We start from the raw sequence: 19,970 nt of genomic DNA, 5'->3' as shown, positions 1-19,970 counted from the left end.
ACTTCCATGCGGGGTAACGATCGGGAAGAAAGCCTCTCCGAGGATGACGGCATGCCCCTGCTCGCCGCCGGCGAGCCCTCCGGGGCCCGTGCCGCCCTCGTTGCGTTCCGCTGGGAATCATGCCGTCGGCGCACAAGAAACCCCTTGCCTTTTTTCGCCCTGAGTGTACCTAATAATCATCACTACTCGAAGTTGGTTGGCCGTTCGGGAGGACCCATGGAAGCGCGTGTTATGAGCCTGATGCGAAGAGGCGCCGTAACGTGTACTGAGAATATGAGCGTCCGGGAAGTGGCCCAGATCATGGTCGTCAACCGGATCTACTATTGCGTGGTGGTCAACGAGGACCACGAGGTGCTGGGCGTCATCTCCGCCAGGAGCATACTGAGAGGATTCGGGATGGACTTGGACCGGACGAAAGCCGGGGACATCCTTCTCCACTATACCGTCACCATCACACCCAGGTCACCGCTCAAGGAAGCCATCAACCTGATGTGCAGGCGAAAAATCGAACATCTCATCGTGGTTTCGGATCACCCCGGGAGCAAGACGATCCTGGGCCTGCTCCATGCCGAAGACATAGTCGCCAGGATGGCAACGGAATAGAGAGGGATTGCTGGAAATGGAAGGTACAACGCGAGTCTGCGACCTGATGCACAAAGGCGTGGTCTTCTGCCGTCCCGAGGACAACCTTAAGGAAGTGGCCGGGATCATGAAAGAAAACGGTCTTCGTTCCGTGGTGGTGATGCACGAGAGCGGCGAGGTCTGGGGCCTCATTTCCCTGCTGGAGATCATTCGCTCCTTCGGAGAGGACCTGGAAGGCATCAGTGCGGAATCGGTCATGCAGCCTTACAAGATTCACGTGGACCCTCAATGGCCCATCGAGCGTTCCATCGAGCTTATGAAAAAGCGGAGGATAGAGCACCTGATCATCGTCGATCCTCATGCCGGGCCAAAGCGTCCGATCGGACTCCTGTCGAGCTACGATATCGTTCGGTACATGGCGCACATACCGTCCGGCCAGTTCGAACACGTGCTTCGGCTGCACACGGCAAATCCCTGACGGGACGATGGGGGCGTCCCCGGCTCATCGTGGATTTTGCCGGGCGCCGGCGGGCAAACCGAGCCCGTTAAAATTGCCCGAACGCCTCGTTCCGCCCGAGAGGGGCGCCCTGTCTTCTCCAGGGCTGCACGGCCCCCTCGGAATGCAAACGGCTCCTAATAGTCCACCAGGCAAAGCACCACGCACTTGACGTTTTGCATGACCTTGCTCGCGTGGCTCCCCATGAGGAACGGCTTTCGTTCATGAAAGCTCTTCTTGCCCATGATCACCATCTGAAACTGGTGTTCGGCGATCTCGTTGAGCAGGTCCCGCGCGATTCCCAGCTTCGTCGGGAGGACCAGGGTGTCGAGGTTCGTCCCGGGCGTTCCCTGCCGCTGCAGCAGTTCCTTCCCGTCGGACATGAACTTGCTTACCCGGTCCATCCATTCGGAGCGCCACTTTTCGATTCGCGACTGCCGGTCTTTTCGCTCGGCGGAGCCGAGGATGTGGCCGTTGTCCCAGAACGTGGGGGGGACCGGCGGCATGAGATGCAGGAAAGTGAACCGCATGCGCCTGGACGGGGCGACGAATTCCGCCGCGTAAGCGGTGAGCTCGCGACTCTCCGGAGCGTCTTCCATGGCGATGAGGACCTTCCCGGTCTCGTTGACCGGCGCATCGACGATCCAGACCGTCTTGTGCTGGGCGTACTGCGCCACCTTCCCGGACACACTGCCCAGCAGAAGGGCTTCGACCTGGCTGCGACCGCGCCGTCCCAGCGCGATGGTCCTGATCTTGCGGCTGTCGGCTTCGGCGATGATGTCCTGCGCGGGGTCCATGCTGTTCATTTTCAGCTTCGGCACGATCCTGTCCTCGGGGAATCCTGCTTGAACGAGCCGTTTGACGGATTCGCTCAGTACCGCGTTGCCGATCCTTTCCTGGTCCTTGAAGGAAATCTTGCACCGGTCTTCGAGGTCCACGCACAGATCGCTCGGAAGCAGGCTGGACAACTGCTGCACGCAATGAAAAAGCACCAGTTCGAGGTCCGGCTGGTCTTTCAAGAGGCGTCCGAGGACCGAAACCGATTCCAGTCCCTTCTCCGTTCCGTCTACCGCCAAGAGAATCTTCCGTGCCACAACTTTCCTCCTGTCTTGATCCATGTTTTCCATAGCCTGTAATTGGTTGTAAACCAGTTTCACCCAAGCTGCAACGCATTCATCCGGAAATGTCCCCCGACCCGCCGCGGATCGGAAGCTCGCCACGAGGATTGAAGATCGTGGGATTCATTCTCAAGCATCGCCATGGGCGGGGAAACCTCGATCCAACGTGGGAGCCGGTATCGTCCCTTTCCGGAAAGCCGGAATCCGGGAAGCACCCGGATGCAGGCCCGCGCGTGGTGGACGGCTGCGCTTCCTCACGAAGAGGAAATGCCGGATGGACCCCATTGGAACTCGTCGATGGCGTCCAGTTGGTGAACGAGCCGGCAGGGGGGAAGGCTCTTCAGGAATATTTGACCGTAGTTTTTCTGCAGGAGACGGACATCGAAAATGACGATGAGGCCGCGGTCGCTGGATGAGCGAATCAGGCGACCGACGCCTTGCTTGAGTTGAATGACCGCGCGAGGCACCTGGTAGCCGAAAAACGAGCTTTTTCCCTGTCGGGTGATGAAATCCATACGGGCAGCGGCAAGAGGGTCGTCGGGGACTTCGAAGGGGAGCTTGTCGATGAGCAGGCAGCTGAGAGCTTCCCCCGGAACATCGATTCCCTGCCGGAACGAGCTGGTCGCGAACAGCACGGAACCGATGCTCTCCTTGAATTCAGCCAGCAGAGCGCGCTTCGGTTTTTGCCCCTGCACCAGGATCGGGTACGGGAGACGGTCACGCAACAGCTGATGGACTTCGTTCATGTTTCGGTAGCTCGTGAAAAGGAAAAGCGCCCTGCCCCGGGTCTTGAGCAGGATTTCCACGGACTGCTCCGCGATTTGGCGGCAGAAGTCGTGTTCATTGGGGGCCGGAAACCGTCGCGGGATATAGAGCATGGTCTGCTCGGCGTAGGCGAAGGGAGAAGGCAGCCGGATCGATTTGCTGTCCGGCGCGATTCCCAGGGACTGACGCACAAAATCGAACGAACCGGCAACGGACAGGGTTGCCGAGGTAAGGATCACGGGGCGGTTGGGTGTGAGCACCCGCCGGCGGAAGATGGAACACACCTCGATGGGGGTCGCATTCAGGAACAGAGCATTTTGGCCGACTTCGTACCAGTAAACCAGGGATTCGTCTTCCTGCGCGAGGAGCATTCGTACGGCCCCGGACAGGTCGGAAGCCCTCCGATGGTAGGCTTCGAAGGACAGGGGAAGGTCTTCGGCCGGCGCGATCATGGGTGCCAGCTCATCGAGCGCATGGATGAGCTGATTGCAGGATTGCACGAAGTTCTTGCCCATTCTGCTCATGTCGAGCGGAAACCGTCCCTGGGACCCGCGGACTTCGAACAGGTGACGATGCAGAAGGCGATTCAGCACCTCCAGCTGCTGGACGATTCTCCGCGCATCGTGGAAGCGGTGTGACGCCCCGGTTTCCTTCTTGAATTCGCGCTGCAGGACGCGGGTCAGTTCCATAAGTCCGTAACTGTTGAACTGGATCCCGAAATACTGTCCCATGACGTCTTCGAGCTGGTGGGCCTCGTCGAATATGACCGCGTCGTACTCCGGAAGGACCCCCGTGTCCGCCTTGTCTCTCAAGGCGAGGTCAGCGAAGAAAAGGTGATGGTTGACGACAACCAGGTGCGCCTGTGCGGCTTCGGCGCGCAGCCGCGTCACAAAGCACCGCTGCACATCGGAGCACTGTTGGCCGAGGCAGTGTTCGCCGGCGGAGCAGACTTCATTCCAGGTGTGAAACTGGTCCGGGAGCCAGGAAATCTCCGCCCGATCCCCGGTACGGGTCCTTGTGGCCCACTTCTGAAATCGGCTCCAGAGCTTGGCTTCGTCCTTGTTCCAGAGTGTGGGTTGATAGGAGAAATCCTTGAAACGCCGATGGCACAGATAATTCCCGCGGCCCTTCAGGCAGACGGCTCGAAGCTTGGGATACACCGTGCGTTTCAGGAACGGTATGTCCTGGTCCAGGATTTGGTCCTGGAGGGTCTTCGTACCGGTGGAAACCACTGTGCGCTTTCCGCTGAGGATGGCGGGAACCAGGTAGGCCCAGGTCTTCCCCGTGCCCGTTCCCGCTTCGACCACAAGCGGCGAACGGGCACCCAGCGCCTCGAGAACCGCCTCTGCCATTTCCAGCTGGGAAGGGCGAAATTCGAAGTGCGTGACATTCTCGGCCAGAAGGCCGTCAGGACCAAAATAACGTCGCATGATTCCTGGTTTTCCCGGGGATCGGACCGGATGGCGCCTTCATCCGTGAATCACCGCCCCGACAGTGCGCGAAAGCCGAAGCCGGGGATAATCCCCGGCCGCGACAAACAGGGAAGCCGGTTCCAACGAAGAGCCGTAGGCGGCGGTTCTCACCGTCGCGTTCGCGGTCTTCGCTCGGGAGCATGCCGGCGCCTGATTGAGAGTGTCACCGCCAGGCCGCCGCGGGCCGGGGTCCGGGAGGCTTTGACGGACCCGGACGTCCGGCTGCGGGTGAAGGACATCGGCATGTTTCATGATTCGTTGCGGGCCTCCTGCTGATGGCGGTTCACTAGAAGAGGTCGGACTTGAAAAAGGATTCCGATGAAGAAGTGTATGACCCGGAGCCCGTGACGAGATCCTCCGAAAGCTCGGAATCGGGACCGCTTCGCCCGGTCGGCAGACTGCCCGCGAATGCGGCGTATGTCCCTCCAGGTTCGTCGGATTTCGAAATCGCGCCCGTGTAGGAATTCATCTTGGCAAATACAATGCCTTCAGGAATGGCGAAGGTGTCGATGGGCTGATTCATCATGTACTCTTTCATAAAGTACACCCAGATCGGGCACGCGGCCCGGCCCCCCGTTTCACCTTTTCCCAGCGAGATGTTGTGATCGTCGTATCCCACCCACACTCCGGCGAGCACGGTGGGTGTAAAACCGATAAACCAGGCGTCCTTCATTTCATTGGTGGTGCCGGTTTTTCCCGCGGCAGGTCTGCCGATTTCCTTCGCCTTCGTTCCCGTGCCCTCCAGGACCACCCCTTCCAGCAGATTGGTCATCAAGTAGGCCGTCTGGGGTGAAATGACCTGTTGCCGGTTGACCTGGTGTTCTTCGACCAGTCCGCCGTGCCGGTCGTAGATCTTCTCGACGAGGTAGGGTTCCACGCGTTCCCCCTGGGCGGCAAAAGGCGAATAGGCGGTGAGCAGCTCGGAAAGAGTCAGCCCGGAGGCTCCCAGCGCGAGTGCGAGGGTTGGAGTCAGGGGTGCGGAAATGCCGAGTTTCCTTGCATAGTCGATGGCATAGTGCACCCCGATGGCGTCGAGCAGCTTTACCGTAACCACGTTCCTCGAATTCACCAGAGCCTTCCTCAGCGAAATGGGCCCCCAGAATTTCCGGTCGTAGTTCGACGGTATCCAGGGTCCCCTCAGGCTGTGGTCGTCGAGAACGAGCGGCGAATCGACGAGGATGGAGGCCTCCGTATAGCCTTTGTCGAGTGCCGCGGCATAAATGATGGGCTTGAAGGATGATCCGGGCTGACGGATCGCCTGGGTGCAGCGATTGAACTGGCTTTTCTCGAAGTTCCGCCCCCCGACCATGACCAGCACCCGGCCGGTGTCGGGCGCTATGGCCATCAAAGCCCCTTCCATGCCGGGATCCTGTTCGAGAACGGTCATCCAGGAGCCGTCCTCCAGGGGCTTGTCGAGCCGCACCCGGATGATGTCCCCGGCGCGAAACATCTTTGAGGCGCGCTTGGCGGACACTCTCGTCCATTCATATCCGGAGGCGGGCAGTTTTCCCTCGCCCTTGCCGAACATGATCTGGCAGGCCCGGCTTCTCTCGTCGAAACTCCTCACTATGGCCGCAACCACTTTCCCCTGGGTCAGTTCGCCATTGCTCTGCGCGAGAACCCTCAGAGCGCCCGGCCAGTCCTCCCGGGGAACGTTGGCGTGGACGCCGCGGTAGCTCTTGTGGCGTTTGTCGAGCTCGCGAAGTCCCTGATCCAGAGCTTTCCGGGCAATCTTCTGCCCTTTTGAATCGAGCGTCGTGTGGATGGTCAGGCCTTCCTTGTAGAGCATATCACGGCCGTAGCGGGCCTCCACCTGCCTGCGGACCTCCTCGGTGAAGGAATCGAGCTCCTTCAGCGTCCAGTGCTTTGGCTTTGCCAATTGGAGGGGTTTTGCCATGGCCTTCTGAGCTTCCTCGGGCGTAATGAATCCCACCTCCGCCATGCGCTGCAGCACGTAGCCCTGGCGTTCCCTGGCGACTGCAGGGTGCTGAAAAGGCGAAAAGCGGCTCGGAGCTTTGGGCAGGCCGGCAAGCAGCGCGGCTTCGGGCAGAGTCAGATCCTGCACGTGCTTGTTGAAATAGGTCCGCGCGGCCGCCTCCACTCCGTAGGCGCCCGAGCCGAAATAGATTTGATTGAGATAGAGGTATAGAATTTCATCCTTGCTCAGGGTGTGATCGATCCGGTAGGCAAGCAGCGCTTCCTTCATCTTCCTGGCCAAGGTCTTTTCCGGGGTCAGGAGAAGCGATTTAACCACCTGCTGGGTGATGGTGCTCCCGCCCTGCACGATTTCTCCGGCCTGGAGGTTCTTGAACGAGGCCCGGAGGATCCCGAAGAAGTCCACCCCGCCGTGTTCGTAGAACCTGACGTCCTCAGCCGCCAGGAAGGCTTTGATCATCATGGCCGGAACATCCTTCAGGGGTATGAGGTAGCGTCGCTCGATGAAGAACTCTCCGATAAGCTCACCGTCGGCGGAGTACACACTGGAAACCAGGGGCGGGTGATAGTTCTTGAGAGACTGGGTACTGGGAAGCGAACGGTCCAACTGGATGTAAAATGCGAACAATCCGACCCCGACAATCAGAACCAGGCAAAAAAGCACGGAAGCAACGGCAAGAACAAACCACCGAAACGTTTTGCGTTTGGGTGCTCGTTTTGAAGGACCCGGTTTTCTCATATCTCACCTCGGTTGCCATGGCACGCTTCGGTCGGCGCCGCCCGAAGGCGTTGCGAGACGGCGGTGACCACCAATGTCGCACACTGTCGCGAGCGATTATTCAAATCAAATCATTTACCATATTTACCCCGGAAAAGAAACAACGGGCTTCTTTGTCTATATGAAATGTTCCGTCAAATCAAACGGTTGTTCCGAACGCCCACGGGCGCTTCCGCACCCGTGTCCGCTCCGGCCGCTCTGCGCCCGGTGCTTTCGCCGCGTCTCGGACAATGGTGAGGGTGCGGGATGGAATGACAACGCGCGGCGTTCGTCTTATTTTCATTCCATGTATCGCCGACCGCAGATATCCCGTGAGAGGTCCGGATCGTCCCGGGCGATGGATGGCGGCCAAAGACGGCAATTCGCCCTGGAGCTTCGAATGGTTTAGAATGTTCATGCCGGAAGTGAAATCGGCAAAGACGATTCCTGGCCGTGTCCCGTGCCTGTTGTGCCGATTCCGGTCGCCGCGCGGCCCGCGTACGGTCCTCCTGCGACCGTCTGTGCGTCCCGCGAGGAGCTCCTATGGCGCTGAACAGCAACAAAACGAGAATCGCCCTCATCTCTCTCGTGGTGCTGGCCATCACGGTCGCTCACAGTTTTGGCATCCGCTCCCGGGGCGGTTACCTACATCATCTTTACCATGCTTGCTTCTTCCTGCCGTTGATGCTCGCGGGGTTCTGGTTCGGGCTCAAGGGTGCCCTGGCGACGTCATTGAGCATCACCCTGCTCAACCTTCCCGAGGTGATAACCCATTTCGAAAAGTTCTCGCCGATCGAGTTTGATTACATGCTGCAGATGGGCATTTACAACGTGGTGGCGGTGTGCCTGGGTATGCTCAGGGATCGGGAGCGCCGGGAACAGAAACGGGCATTGGAGGCCGGGAGGCTTGCCGCCATCGGGAAAGCCATATCCTGTGTCGCGCATGACATGAAGACCCCGCTCATTGCCATCGGCGGTTTCGGCCAACTGCTCATGAAACACTTCGAGACGGGCGATCCGCGCCTTGAAAAACTGGAGATCATCGTCAAGGAAACCCGGCGCCTGGAAATGATGGTGAGAGAAATGCTGGATTTTTCCCGTCCTCTCGAGCTCCACCGGTCGGAGGAAGACATGTGCCTGCTGGTCCGGGAGAGCCTCGAGGTGGTCAACGAGGCGGCGACGGCAAAGCGGGTGATCGTTTTCAGCACGCCGGCGAATCCTCCCCGGATTTCGGTCGACCCGTTGCGTATCAAACAGGTTCTCATCAACCTGATGATCAATGCGGTTGAAGCGTCGCCCGAAGGGGAAATCGTCACCGTGGCGACCTACAAGCAGGGGAGAAACCTCGTGATCGACGTCAGCGACAAGGGGGACGGGATCCCGGATGGGAAGGCAGAGGAGATTTTTTCCCCTTTCTATACGACCAAGAAGGATGGAACCGGTCTCGGCCTCACCATTGCCAGGAAGATCGTCGAAGCCCACGAGGGTCGCCTGGAGCTTCTGCAGAACTCTGGGAAAGGCCTGATCGTCAGGGTTATCCTGCCCATCGGGCGAAGATCCTAGCGGCACGGCGGAATCGCATGGAAAAGCGGGCCCTCCGGGATACCGCGATCGGGGGCGGTTGGGCGGCAGTCTCGGTCTCCTCGGAATCGCAATGCGAACCACTACTCCCAACTGTATGAAATGTTTATTGGAAAATCTCAGCAGCCAGGATTCTCCAGCCATAATCCTTGACAATTTCAGGTCCGCTGTGACAAGAATGCTCGTCGTCCCCTACCCGGCGGCGTTTGTGGGGATGCATGACACCCATTCGCGTTCCGATCTCGGGATACGGAACCGGCGGAAGGCGGAGCGGTGCCTTGCGTATCTCATGCGGAACATTGATTTTGATGCGACGGAGAGCGTCGTTTCCGATGACCCCGGCGGGATCGACGGCTGGAGCGTTTCCGAGCCCCCCGGAGGGGGGCGCTGACCTTCTTGGATAAAGCCTTCGGTGACCGGCCGTTCCGAGGAGCCGTCACGGCGGTGTGGAGGCGGTTGAGGTTGGAAGCTTCGTTTCCCGGGGCGGGGTTGCTTTCACGGTTCCTCACTTTCCCGGGGCGCATCGATCGTCGTTTTTGACAGGCCTTCGCGTGAAACCGGTTTCTTTCAATGGAGCGGGTGTCGCCAGCATGAATTTCTCTCCCGTCAATGATCTGAAGTCTGGTTCGCCTCATTGCAAGCATTCACCCCGAGGCGTTGCTCCGCGTCCTCAAACGGCGACGGCGTTTCGGGCAACACGGCCGGGGGTGATCGGGGGGAACGTTCGTCACGCTTTCGAGGGGGCACGGGCGGAACAAAGTGCCCGGAAGTTTCCGACAGGGCCGGGAATCACGCTCGGTATGGTTTTTCTGCTGGGGGTTCTCTTGTTGCAGGGTTGTGCCTCCGTGGAGCGGCTCGCCGTTAACCGGCTGGGTGATGCGCTGGCACAGGGAGCCTCGGTGTATGCGACCGACGACGATCCGGACCTCGTCGGCCAGGCGCTGCCTTTCGGCCTCAAGACGATCGAGGGCCTTCTCGCGGAATCTCCGCGTCACAAGGGGTTGCTCCTTGCCGCGGCCAGTGGATTCACGCAGTACGCGTACGCCTTCGTGCAGACGGAGGCGGACTTTGCCGAGGACGCGGATCTGGCGCGCGCCATCGCACTGCGTCAGCGCGCGGGCCGCTTGTATCGCCGGGCGTTGGGATATGGGCTGCGCGGCCTCGAGGAAGTCCATCCAGGCTTCCTTCAGGCGCTGCGCGCCGACCCGGATGCGGCGCTGGCCGGGTTCCGCAAGGCGGATGTACCGCAACTCTACTGGACGGCCGCGGCCTGGGGATCGGCGATTGCCCTGGACAAGACCGATACTGAACTGGGGGCCGACCTGCCCCTGGTCGAAGCACTGATGCGCCGCGCCCTGAAACTCGACGAAGGGTTCGGCCGGGGTGCGATACGGGATTTCTTCATCGTTTACGAGGGAGGGAGACCCGCCTCGGCGGGTGGGTCCATCGAGCGGGCCCGCGAGCACTTTTCCCGCTCACTCGTGTTGTCCGGCGGCCGCCGGGCGGCCCCCCTGGTATCTTTTGCCGAGACGGTCGACGTCGGCCTCCAGGACCGGGCCGATTTCGAAAGGCTGCTGCACCAGGCGCTGGCGATCGATGCCAACGCCGAGCCTGAGGAACGGCTGGCGAATGTGATTGCCCAAAGGCGGGCGCGTTGGCTTCTTTCCCGCATGGACCGGCTGTTTGTGGAGTAGACGAGGGGGAAGGTACCATGAAACGATGCAATGACTCGACGGGCAGGCGGCTCCTTGTCGCGGTCCTGCTCGTTCTGGCCTCGGCGCACCTCTCATGGGCCGCCGACGAGATCGTTATCAAGATGGCGACACTGGCACCCCAGGGCTCGGAGTGGCACCAGGTGCTGCAGGAAATGGGCGCGGCGTGGCAAAAGGCGTCCCACGGCAAGGTGGCGTTCCGCCTCTACCCGGGGGGAGTGGCGGGTGACGATACCGACGTCGTTCGCAAAATGAGGCTGGGAACGCTCAACGCCGGGCTCCTGACCATCTCCGGGCTCTCCGACATCGACCGGGGCGCGTTGGTGGTCGATGTGCCCCTGGCCTACGCCGACTATGACGAAATGGACTGTGTCCTCGAGCAGATGAGCCCGCAGATCGAAAAGAGGATCGAGGCGAAGGGGTTCGTCCTGCTCGGTTGGTCCGATGCGGGATGGGTGCATTTCTTCACCAAATCCCCGGTCAGGACTCCGGATGATATGAAAAAACAGAAAATGTTCATATGGGCCGGTGACGACCAGTACATCGAGCTATGGAAGAAGGCCGGCTTCAACCCGGTGCCGCTGCCTTCGACGGAGATTTCCACCGCTCTGCAAACCGGGCTGGTCAATGCCGTCACGTCCAATGCGCAGGGCGTGGTCCTGCTCCAGTGGTACAAGCAGGTCAACTACATGAGTGACCTGAAGTGGGCGTTGTTCCTGGGCGGCATCGTGGTCAGCAAGCCGACGTGGGAGAAGATTCCGGCCGAGATGCGCCCGCTGCTCAAGGATGCCGCGGTCAAAGCATGCAAACGTCTGCGGGAATTCTCGCGCCGATCGGAGCCCAGGGACATTGAGGTTCTGCAAAAGCACGGCGTCCAGGTGGTCCATGTGGACGGTGCCGCGCTTGCCGAGTGGCGCAAGCTCATTGAAGGGACCCTGCAGCAGGTGAGGGGATCGTATGTCCCGGCCGAACCCCTGGATGCCGCCCTCAAGTTTCGGGATCAGTGCCGCCGACGGTCCGGCAAGGTCAATTGACGTTGAGAGCGCTTTCACTCATCAGTGGCGCGGGTGAAGGGATTGTCGTCGCCACCTTCCTGCTGCTCACCGCAATGCCCCTGGTGGACCTGCTCGGACGCCCGCTCGCCAACTTCCATATTCCCGGCGCCTCCACCTACACCCAGCAACTCACGTTCTGCCTCACATTTCTGGGCGGGCTCCTGGCCACCTGGACGGGGAAGCATTTGACGCTTTCGACCGCGGCGCTACTCCCGGAGGGGCGCGTTCGCCGGACGGCAGAGTACCTGGCTTCGTGTACCGCTGCGGTGGTCACGGCAGTCCTGACCTATGCCGGCGTCGGCGTGGTTTTGGCCGAGCGGCAGCAGGGGCAGAAACTGTCCTTCGGCCTGCCGGTCTGGATCAGCGAGAGCGTGATGCCCATCGCGCTGGGTCTGATGGCCCTGGTGTATATTTATCGGTCTTCGCGGGGCTGGCCGGGGCGTGTCGGTGTGGCCGCGATCGTGGGAGCGGTCTTCGCCCTGGGGCTGATTTCCCCGGCGCATTCCATCGCGTGGCTCTTGGGCGGCCTGTTGCTGGCGGCAACGTTGGTCGGGTCCCCTGTCTTCGCCGCCATGTCGGGCATGGGATTGATTCTTTTCTGGCGGGACGCCACACCGGTTGCGGCGGTCAGCGCCGAAATCTACCGATTGATCGCCTCGCCGACTCTGCCCGCTATCCCTCTGTTGACGGCCATCGGCTTCGTGCTCGCGGAAACCCGGGCGCCGCATCGCCTGGTGCGCTTTTTCCACGCGATTTTCGGATTCATGCCCGGAGGCGTCGCGGTGCTTGTCGCCGCCGTCTGCGCGCTCTTCACCGCCTTCACGGGGGGCTCGGGCGTCACCATCATCGCGCTGGGAGGCCTCGTTTACCCGATCCTGATCGAGGACGGCTATTCGGAGCGGTTCTCCCTGGGCCTCGTCACCGCGGCGGGCAGCCTGGGGCTCCTGTTCCCGCCGAGTCTTCCGGTCATCCTCTACAGCGTCGTGGCGAAGATCCCTGCCGATCAGTTGTTTCTCGCCGGCCTGGCGCCCGGCTTGCTGCTTCTTTTGCTGGTGGCGGCTCACGGCATCAACGTCGGGCGCAAGCTCGAATCGCGCCGACAGCCGTTCGTGTGGCGCGAAGCGCTGGCCGCTACCTGGGAAGCCAAGTGGGAGCTCTCCATTCCGGTGGTGATGCTGCTCATGTTCGCCACCGGCATCGCTTCTCTCCTGGAGACGTCCGCCTTCGCCTGCGCCTACACCATTTTCATTGCCTGTTTCATTCAGCGGGATCTGCACCCGTTCAAGCAGTTGCCGCGAGTGCTGGTGAGCGCCGCGGTGCTCGTGGGTGCGGTGCTGACCCTCCTCAGTTGCGCGATGGGGCTGACAAGCTACTTGGTGGACGCCCAGATTCCGGATCGCCTCCTGGGGTTCGTGAAAACCCACATCGAGTCGCCGCTGGTCTTCCTGCTCGCCCTCAATCTCCTGCTCCTCGTTCTTGGCAGCGTGCTCGAGATCTTCTCTGCGATCATCGTCCTGACGCCGTTGATCGTTCCTCTCGGAGTGGCGTTCGGGATCCATCCGGTCCACCTGGGCGTCATCTTCCTGGCCAACCTCGAGCTGGGATTCCTCTTCCCCCCGGTCGGCCTCAACCTGTTCCTCTCGTCGTCGCGCTTCGGAAAGCCCATGGTCGAGCTGTACCGGGACGTTCTTCCGCTGCTGGTCATTCTCGGCATCGGAGTGCTTCTCATCACCTATGCGCCCGTGCTCTCCCTGGGCATACCGCGTCTTTTGGGCTTCTTTTGACGCAATGGCCCGGATCGGCCCAAGGCACCGGGCATGAATCGGTACCGCGGGAGCCGCGTATTGACTTGCCCGGGTTCATTGTTACATCCCTTTCAGGGGCAGTCATCGGCTGCTGCTCCAAACGTTGTCATCCGCTCGAGAATCCAGGACTCTTATGAGGAACCCTCGGCCTGAACGAGGGGGCCTTACTCTACCGGGAGCGACATGATGAAAGACGACGAACGCCTCCGTCGGATGGGGAAACACACGAAGGCCATCCATGGCGGCGGCCTCGAGAAGAAGGTTTACGGGGAGATTTCGGTTCCCATTTTCCAGACCTCCACGTTCGGCTTCCCGAGCGCCGCGGAAGGGGCCGCTCGTTTCGCGGGAGAGAGTGACGGCTACATCTACACCCGGCTGAACAACCCGACGGCGAACGCGCTGGAAGAAGCCATGACCCTGCTGGAAGGCGGATTTGCCGCCATCGCCTCCTCCACCGGCATGGCCGCCGTCACCACGACGCTGCTCACGTTCCTTAGCCAGGGAGACCACGTCGTGGCCACCGACTCGATCTACGGGGCATCCCGGATGGCCCTGCAGTTCGAATTTGCCCGGTTCGGCATTGGGGCGACCTTTGTGGACAGCTCTTCGACAGCCAACATCGAGCGTGCGATTGGCCGAAACACGAAGGTGATCTTTTTGGAAACGCCCACCAATCCGACCATGGCCGTTTCCGATATCCGTGCGGCGGCGGAACTGGCCCGCGCCCGGGGCGCCATCCTCGTAGTGGACAACACGTTCGCCGGTCCGTATCTCCAGCGCCCCCTGGAACTGGGCGCGGACATCGTCGTGGAAAGCCTCACCAAGTTCATCAACGGCCACAGTGATGTCCTGGGCGGTATGGTCGTGACCCGGAATGAAGAACTCCACGCGCAGATCAAGAGGATGTTCACCCTGTTTGGAGGCACCATCGATCCCCATCAGGCATGGCTCATCCTGCGCGGCCTGAAAACCCTGCCGTTGAGGGTGGAAAAGGCGCAGGACAATGCCGGCCGGCTTGCCCGGTTCCTCAGCGGGCATCCGAAGGTGACCTGGCTGCGCTACCCTGGCCTGCCGGATCATCCGCAACACGAGGTTGCGAGGCGACAAATGGAAGGGTTCGGCTCCATGATGTCTTTTGGGGTGAAAAACGGCCTGGAGGGCGGGATCACACTGATGAACGCCGTACACCTGATCACGCTCGCGGTTTCCCTCGGCGGGATCGACTCGCTCATCGAACATCCCGCGTCGATGACTCACGCCGCCATTCCCAGGGAGGAACGGGAGCGGGCCGGAATTCGTGACGAGCTGGTGCGCCTCTCGGTCGGGTGCGAAGACTTTGAGGATCTGCGCGCGGACCTTGAGCACGCGCTGAGTTGCATTCCCTGAGCCTGGGCATCGGGGCACAAGGCTGCTCTCGTTCGCGGCGGAATCGACGGGAATGCCCGTCTCCCGCCCGTGACCGCCATGGGGCGCGGCACGCCGGCATGTTCGGATCGAGCGATCGGACCCGGCACTCAGTAATCGATGCCGGGTTGTGCTTCGATATCTTTGCGGTAGGCGTGCTTGATCTCCCTGACCTCGCTCACCGTGTCGGCCAGTTCCATGACGTCGGGGTGAGCGTCCCTGCCGGTCAGGACAAGATGGGTGAGGGGTGGTTTGCGATGCAGGAGGTCCAGCACCTGATCGAGATCGAGCAGATTCAGGTGAAGGGCGTTGTTGATCTCGTCGAGGACCAGAAGGTCGCAGCCCCCCGAATCGAGCTTTTCCCGGGCCAGCCGGAGCGCCTGCTGAGCGGCCTCCCGGTGGACGGGGTGCGGATAAGGGTTTCCTTTTATGCCGCAAAACCCCATGCCGGTGCGGATCAACTCCACGTCACAATCCATCTTGTCGATTCCATCCCATTCCCCCGTGTAGATGTCGCCTTTCATGAACTGAATCATGCACACCTTCATCCCGTGGCCGCAAGCACGAACCGCCATCCCGACGGCGGAGGACGTCTTGCCCTTGCCGTACCCGGTGAGTACCACGATCAATCCGACTCTCTTCGAGGGCTTCAAGTGAGTCACTTCGAGCCGGGGGTGCAGCGTGTCGACTTTCCGGGTCGCCATGAGGTCACTCCTCGCTTGCCGCATTGTGTTTCCACGCAGCCGATGGCCGGCCGTCACGATGAACCCTGTCCGGCCGGATTCGCGTTGTCGCCCTTCACGGCGGATCAGACTGCCCTCCGCCTGCGCTCTCGATCCGCACGAACGGCAATGAACGGCACTCGGCCCCGCTTTTCATGTTTCATGTGTCTCATATTCAATGATAATCACACAGTGTGGACGGACAATGTCGTCCCGCGCCTTCCAAAAAACAAGGAATCGTCCTCAGATATGGATTTAATTTCCGAAATATAGTGAAAAAATGCTTTACTTCATAATTGAGAAGTAGTACCGATTGTGTGTGATTCACTATCGATAACTTGTGCGCTCTTTGATTCTATATTGCTAATTTCATTTGTGTAGACCTTCATCATTGTTGAGGCTGATTCGGTCAGAAGGGCGCTCCGAATCGCCGCTAGACTCCAGGTCCGAGACGGACCCCATGGTTCCCAACTGGCGAAGGGGGGGAAATGAACGGCATGGATGATACGGGTTTCATTTCAATACTGAGGGAACACGGACTGCAGGTCACGTACCAGCGGTTGGCCATTTATCAGGCACTGTACCATTCGAAGGAACATCCCAGCGCGGAGGAGATTCACCAGCAGGTGGGGCGGCGTTTTTCCATGATCTCGCTGGGTACGGTATACAAGACGCTGGAACGCTTCAGCGAAGCCGGTCTGATCGACAAAATCAACCCCGTGGCCGAAGTGGCGCGCTACGACGCGAACCTGATGCCGCATCATCATTTTGTCTGCGTGCAATGCCAGGCGATCTACGACCTCGAGGGCGTGTCCGACGATGAATCTCCGATGCGACTCGATGGGTATGAGGATTTCAAGGTCCTCAAGAGGCAGGTGATCTTGAGGGGTTACTGCCCGAAATGCCGGCCCCGGGGGACGGAATCCTGAGACGCTCGAATCCTCTTGCCCGGTCCAGTGCGTAGCCCCCCGGGAGGGTCGCCGAAGAGGCGGCAGCCGGGGGGAGAGACCCGGAAGCAAATCTGCCCGAATCCGCTTTGTCAGTGTTCCCCGTCACACAGAGTCCGCTCACTCCTTTCTTTCCGCCCGGTTCAAAACGGGACGTTGGTTTGCCTTCTTGGCGGGGACGTCCTCTGCCGACGCGGTGAAGAGATGGCTTGTCCGGGCGATGCGTGGTCGGAACACAGTCGAGAGACCGGCTCCGCCGGGCAGGGCATGCCGGTTTTCCCTCATTTCGGGGGGATTTTCATGAAGGGAATCCAACACTCCAATCGGGGGCGGCTCTGATGGGCTGCGCCACGGCACGCGGGGGCTCTGCCTCGACGGCGAACCGGCTGCTGCGAGCAGAAGCGCAACCGCCGGCACGTCGCAGGAGCTTCGGAGTCTTTGCCGCATATGGGCTTCGGGGCTTCCTGCCGGGGAATGGAACGCACCTCGATCCATGAACGCCCTTCGTCCGAATGAACTTAAGAATTGTCGCAGTTCGCGTTCCGATGATATTGACTAGTGTAATAAGATGGTTCGCACCTGAGCACCCGGGCACCTTCCAGGGCGAGGAATCGGTGTTTGGATCGGCGGTGTTGAATCGGTGCGCGTTCCGGGTTGAGAGGGATATGCGATGTTGAAATTTTTTGAAATGTTTCGAAAGAATCGGCTGCTTCAGGCGGAATCGCCGGAAAAGGCCGCTTTTCAGTATAAGTACAAGCATTTTCAAAACCTTCTGGCTGGGAACTCCCGCGCCCTGGAGATAATGACCGAGCTGGAACAGACCTGCTACGGTCCAAAGCCTTTTGCGCTGGACGACGTCGTTGATCGGACGGCAAGCCTGGTGTCACGCGTCTACGATATCGTTGAAGACCTGAACGCGCTTGCCGGTGGTGCTTTTCCGGGGCTGTTCGATGCCCTTGAACGCGTCGGGGAGAGCATCCGCAAGGAATTGACCAGGAAGAAGGGCCCGGAGGAGACAAGCCTCACCATTCCCTTGCAGCACCTGAGCCTGGATCGTGTTTCGGAAGTGGGGGGAAAGGCGGCGAACCTCGGCGAGGTCTATAACCGGATTCATCTTCCCGTACCGCGAGGCTTTGCCGTGACGGCTCACGCATGTTCACTGTTCCTGGAGTCCAACGACCTTTTCAAGAGGTCTGGCGGGATCTTGAAGGGATTGGACGTCGAGAACACTTCGCGGCTGCTCGAGTGTAGTCGGGAAATCAGGGCGGCGATCGTAAACGCGGTTTTGCCCGCCGAGCTCGAACGATGCCTGAAGGAAGAAGTCGCCGCCCTCACCGCCGAATTCGGTTCGGGCATAGGGTTTGCCGTGCGCAGCAGCGCCACCAGCGAGGATTCGGAGGCGAGCTTTGCCGGTCAGCATTCAACGGTTCTGGGGGTGGGCAGGGATCGGATCGTGCAAGCCTACAAGGAAGTCGTCGCCAGCACCTTTAACCCGCGAGCGGTTTATTATCGTCGCACCAAGGGGTATCCGGACGAATACGTCATAATGAGCGTGTTGTGCGTGGTCATGGTGGATGCCGGGGCCGGCGGCGTGATGTACACGCGCGATCCGAACAATCCGGGCCGGGATGTGTTGATGATCAACGCCGTCTGGGGGCTCGGAGTGGGCGCGGTGGATGGGTCGGCGGCCACTGATTTCTTCGAGGTGGACAAGAAGGACCGGCGGCTTCTGGCTTCCCATGTCGCGGAAAAGCCGACCAGGTTCGTGATCGGTCCCGACTGGAAGCCGGAGGAGCAGCCGGTGCCGGAAGAGCTGCGGAGCAAGGCGTGCCTCAATCCCGATCAGTTGATGCTGTTGGCAGAGTATGGCCTGACCATAGAATCCCATTACGGGGTGCCCATGGACATCGAATGGGCACTGGACAGCCGCGGCAGGCTGATTCTTCTCCAGGCCCGCCCGCTCAACGTGGAGCTCACCGGCATACGTGGCGAACCGGCGACGGCGGACCAGGAGCCGGGGTCGATCGAACGTGCCGTGGCCGCGCATGCCGTTTTGCTGCGGGGCGGCATGACGGCCTCGCGAGGCAAGGCGAGCGGATTCGCTTACGTACTGAATTCGGATCACAACCTGCTCAACGTTCCCGAAGGCGCAATCCTTATCGCCAGGCAGACCTCGCCGCGCTACGTGGCCATCCTCGGGAGAGCGCGGGCAATCGTGACCGACGTCGGGAGCGTGACGGGCCACATGGCCGCGGTGGCGAGAGAGTTCGGAGTCCCCGCGCTGGTCGGTACCGGCAACGCCACGGAAGTCATCGGCCACGGGGAGGAAGTCACGGTCGACGCCACCAACCGGATGGTCTTCAAGGGAAGAGTGGAAAGCATCCTCGGCCGCAAGCGGCAGGTCAACCCGATGAAGGGAAGCCCCGTTTACAGGATCGCCCACTCAGTGCTCAAGAGGATCGCGGTGTTGAATCTGGTCGATCCCAAAAGCGACCAGTTTTCTCCGGAAGGCTGCCAGACGTTGCACGACATCATCCGGTTCGCCCACGAAGCGTCCATGCGGGAAATGTTCCGGATCAGCGACGATCTGGATGTGAACCGGTCTTTTGCCGTGCGTATCAAGGCTCCTCTGCCGATGAAAATCTTCGCCGTTGACCTGGGAAACGGGCTTTCCATCCAGCGCGGAACTCCCGAGGCACGGGTGGAGGATGTCGCTTCCGTCCCCTTTCGGGCACTGCTGCAGGGAATGACAAGGCCCGACGTGCGCTGGATCGGCCCGGTGGACGTCAACTGGAAAGGCTTCGCGGCCATAGTGACGGAATCGATCTTCAGCGATCCCACGCTTGACGATCGCATGGGGGGACCGAACTATGTGGTGATCTCGGGTGAATACCTGAACTTCAATTCCCGGCTGGGCTATCATTTTGCGGTTGTGGATTCCTATTGCGGCGAAAACGTCAATGACAACTACATCACCTTCTCGTTCAAAGGCGGGGCGGCGGATATCGGGCGCCGCTCCCGGAGGGCACTGCTCATCACCAAGATTCTCAAGCGGCTGGGATTCAAGACGGAAATAAAGGGCGACCTGGTTCGCGGTGAGCTCAAGAAGTTCCAGAGCGGCGTCATCGAGGAAAAGCTCGATATGATCGGAAGGCTCCTGGGAGCCGTGAGGCTCCTGGACATGGTGCTCTCCGACGACGGCCACATCGACTGGTACGTCGAAGAGTTCTTCAAAGGCAACTACACGTTTCAGAGGCCGCTCCGGCAGAAGACGTGAAGCGGCGCTTTTCCCGGCGCGGCCGCTCCTTGCGTACGGGAGGAGGGGCGCCGTGCGCGCGGATCGTGCCGACGCCTTGCCGCTGGTGATATAATCCATGCGTGACGGAACGGACCCGCGGATTTCGGGCTGGGCAAAGGCGACATCGGCGAGGGAATGATATGGAGTTGCGTCCGGGACGATGGTCCGAACGGGCAATCGGGGAGCGGAGGAAGGACTTTTTCTTCCTCCCGCGCACGGCCTTGGGGCGGCCGCTGGAAGGTGCGCGGGATGATGCTCCCCCGGGCTTCCGAAAGACATGGTTTGCGTTTTTCTTGAAGACCTCCCGGTACGATTCCATGG

At 60.6% G+C, this 19,970-nt stretch carries 13 protein-coding genes; 9 read left to right on the top strand and 4 right to left on the bottom strand.

Annotation, left to right across the window (positions count from 1 at the left end; translation table 11 throughout):
* Positions 1-216: 216 nt before the first annotated feature.
* Together SFUM_RS23370 and SFUM_RS13890 are read left to right on the top strand one after the other, a co-directional pair.
* Positions 217-603: a CBS domain-containing protein gene (locus tag SFUM_RS23370; RefSeq protein WP_011699525.1), complete on the top strand. Its 387-nt coding sequence runs from the start codon at positions 217-219 to the stop codon at positions 601-603.
* Positions 604-619: 16 nt separating this feature from the next.
* Positions 620-1,060 carry a CBS domain-containing protein gene (locus SFUM_RS13890; RefSeq protein ID WP_011699524.1) on the top strand — a complete coding sequence of 147 codons (441 nt, stop codon included), beginning with the start codon at positions 620-622 and terminating at the stop codon, positions 1,058-1,060.
* Between the two features lie 155 nt (positions 1,061-1,215).
* Here SFUM_RS13890 and SFUM_RS13885 read toward each other — a convergent pair whose 3' ends face one another.
* The 3 genes from SFUM_RS13885 to SFUM_RS13870 form a co-directional block, all read right to left on the bottom strand.
* Entirely contained in the window at positions 1,216-2,172 is a 957-nt protein-coding gene (locus SFUM_RS13885; protein ID WP_011699523.1) for a universal stress protein, read from the bottom strand.
* A gap of 278 nt (positions 2,173-2,450) precedes the next feature.
* The gene (gene yoaA, locus SFUM_RS13880; RefSeq protein ID WP_011699522.1) at positions 2,451-4,391 is read right to left on the bottom strand and encodes a DNA repair helicase YoaA; all 1,941 of its coding nucleotides are present in this window, start codon (positions 4,389-4,391) and stop codon (positions 2,451-2,453) included.
* Between the two features lie 328 nt (positions 4,392-4,719).
* The gene (locus tag SFUM_RS13870; protein WP_011699521.1) at positions 4,720-7,107 is read right to left on the bottom strand and encodes a penicillin-binding protein 1A; all 2,388 of its coding nucleotides are present in this window, start codon (positions 7,105-7,107) and stop codon (positions 4,720-4,722) included.
* A 561-nt stretch (positions 7,108-7,668) separates the two neighbouring features.
* Here SFUM_RS13870 and SFUM_RS13865 point away from each other — a divergent pair.
* The 5 genes from SFUM_RS13865 to SFUM_RS13840 all read left to right on the top strand — a co-directional run bounded on the left by SFUM_RS13865 (position 7,669) and on the right by SFUM_RS13840 (position 14,664).
* Complete coding sequence (locus SFUM_RS13865) at positions 7,669-8,688, top strand: sensor histidine kinase (RefSeq protein ID WP_011699520.1); 1,020 nt, start codon at positions 7,669-7,671, stop codon at positions 8,686-8,688.
* An 818-nt stretch (positions 8,689-9,506) separates the two neighbouring features.
* Positions 9,507-10,400: a TRAP transporter TatT component family protein gene (locus SFUM_RS13855; protein WP_011699518.1), complete on the top strand. Its 894-nt coding sequence runs from the start codon at positions 9,507-9,509 to the stop codon at positions 10,398-10,400.
* A 17-nt stretch (positions 10,401-10,417) separates the two neighbouring features.
* The gene (locus SFUM_RS13850; protein ID WP_011699517.1) at positions 10,418-11,452 is read left to right on the top strand and encodes a TRAP transporter substrate-binding protein; all 1,035 of its coding nucleotides are present in this window, start codon (positions 10,418-10,420) and stop codon (positions 11,450-11,452) included.
* Between the two features lie 2 nt (positions 11,453-11,454).
* Positions 11,455-13,257, top strand: a complete 1,803-nt coding sequence (locus SFUM_RS13845) for a TRAP transporter large permease subunit (RefSeq protein WP_011699516.1) — start codon at positions 11,455-11,457, stop codon at positions 13,255-13,257.
* A 204-nt stretch (positions 13,258-13,461) separates the two neighbouring features.
* Entirely contained in the window at positions 13,462-14,664 is a 1,203-nt protein-coding gene (locus SFUM_RS13840; protein ID WP_011699515.1) for a trans-sulfuration enzyme family protein, read from the top strand.
* 128 nt (positions 14,665-14,792) lie between these two features.
* Here the strand turns inward: SFUM_RS13840 and SFUM_RS13835 are convergent, their stop codons facing one another.
* On the bottom strand, positions 14,793-15,386 hold the full coding sequence (locus SFUM_RS13835; protein WP_011699514.1) for a cob(I)yrinic acid a,c-diamide adenosyltransferase: 594 nt from the start codon (positions 15,384-15,386) through the stop codon (positions 14,793-14,795).
* A gap of 506 nt (positions 15,387-15,892) precedes the next feature.
* Here SFUM_RS13835 and SFUM_RS13830 point away from each other — a divergent pair.
* Together SFUM_RS13830 and SFUM_RS13825 are read left to right on the top strand one after the other, a co-directional pair.
* Complete coding sequence (locus SFUM_RS13830; RefSeq protein WP_011699513.1) at positions 15,893-16,333, top strand: Fur family transcriptional regulator; 441 nt, start codon at positions 15,893-15,895, stop codon at positions 16,331-16,333.
* A 688-nt stretch (positions 16,334-17,021) separates the two neighbouring features.
* Positions 17,022-19,628 carry a PEP/pyruvate-binding domain-containing protein gene (locus SFUM_RS13825; RefSeq protein ID WP_011699511.1) on the top strand — a complete coding sequence of 869 codons (2,607 nt, stop codon included), beginning with the start codon at positions 17,022-17,024 and terminating at the stop codon, positions 19,626-19,628.
* Positions 19,629-19,970 lie beyond the last annotated feature (342 nt).

The sequence above is a fragment of the Syntrophobacter fumaroxidans MPOB genome, from assembly GCF_000014965.1.
GTDB classification, from domain to species: Bacteria; Desulfobacterota; Syntrophobacteria; order Syntrophobacterales; family Syntrophobacteraceae; genus Syntrophobacter; species Syntrophobacter fumaroxidans.
The sequence above is the reverse complement of the archived record's forward strand: the minus strand, read 5'-3'. Positions and strand labels throughout refer to the sequence as shown.

Excerpts from the sequence above, each read along its gene's own strand:
- SFUM_RS23370 (WP_011699525.1), top strand. The coding sequence starts at position 217 with ATGGAAGCGCGTGTTATGAGCCTGATGCGAAGAGGCGCCGTAACGTGT.
- SFUM_RS13890 (WP_011699524.1), top strand. The coding sequence starts at position 620 with ATGGAAGGTACAACGCGAGTCTGCGACCTGATGCACAAAGGCGTGGTC.
- yoaA (WP_011699522.1), bottom strand. The coding sequence starts at position 4,391 with ATGCGACGTTATTTTGGTCCTGACGGCCTTCTGGCCGAGAATGTCACG.
- SFUM_RS13870 (WP_011699521.1), bottom strand. The coding sequence starts at position 7,107 with ATGAGAAAACCGGGTCCTTCAAAACGAGCACCCAAACGCAAAACGTTT.
- SFUM_RS13865 (WP_011699520.1), top strand. The coding sequence starts at position 7,669 with ATGGCGCTGAACAGCAACAAAACGAGAATCGCCCTCATCTCTCTCGTG.
- SFUM_RS13855 (WP_011699518.1), top strand. The coding sequence starts at position 9,507 with ATGGTTTTTCTGCTGGGGGTTCTCTTGTTGCAGGGTTGTGCCTCCGTG.
- SFUM_RS13850 (WP_011699517.1), top strand. The coding sequence starts at position 10,418 with ATGAAACGATGCAATGACTCGACGGGCAGGCGGCTCCTTGTCGCGGTC.
- SFUM_RS13840 (WP_011699515.1), top strand. The coding sequence starts at position 13,462 with ATGATGAAAGACGACGAACGCCTCCGTCGGATGGGGAAACACACGAAG.
- SFUM_RS13835 (WP_011699514.1), bottom strand. The coding sequence starts at position 15,386 with ATGGCGACCCGGAAAGTCGACACGCTGCACCCCCGGCTCGAAGTGACT.
- SFUM_RS13830 (WP_011699513.1), top strand. The coding sequence starts at position 15,893 with ATGAACGGCATGGATGATACGGGTTTCATTTCAATACTGAGGGAACAC.
- SFUM_RS13825 (WP_011699511.1), top strand. The coding sequence starts at position 17,022 with ATGTTGAAATTTTTTGAAATGTTTCGAAAGAATCGGCTGCTTCAGGCG.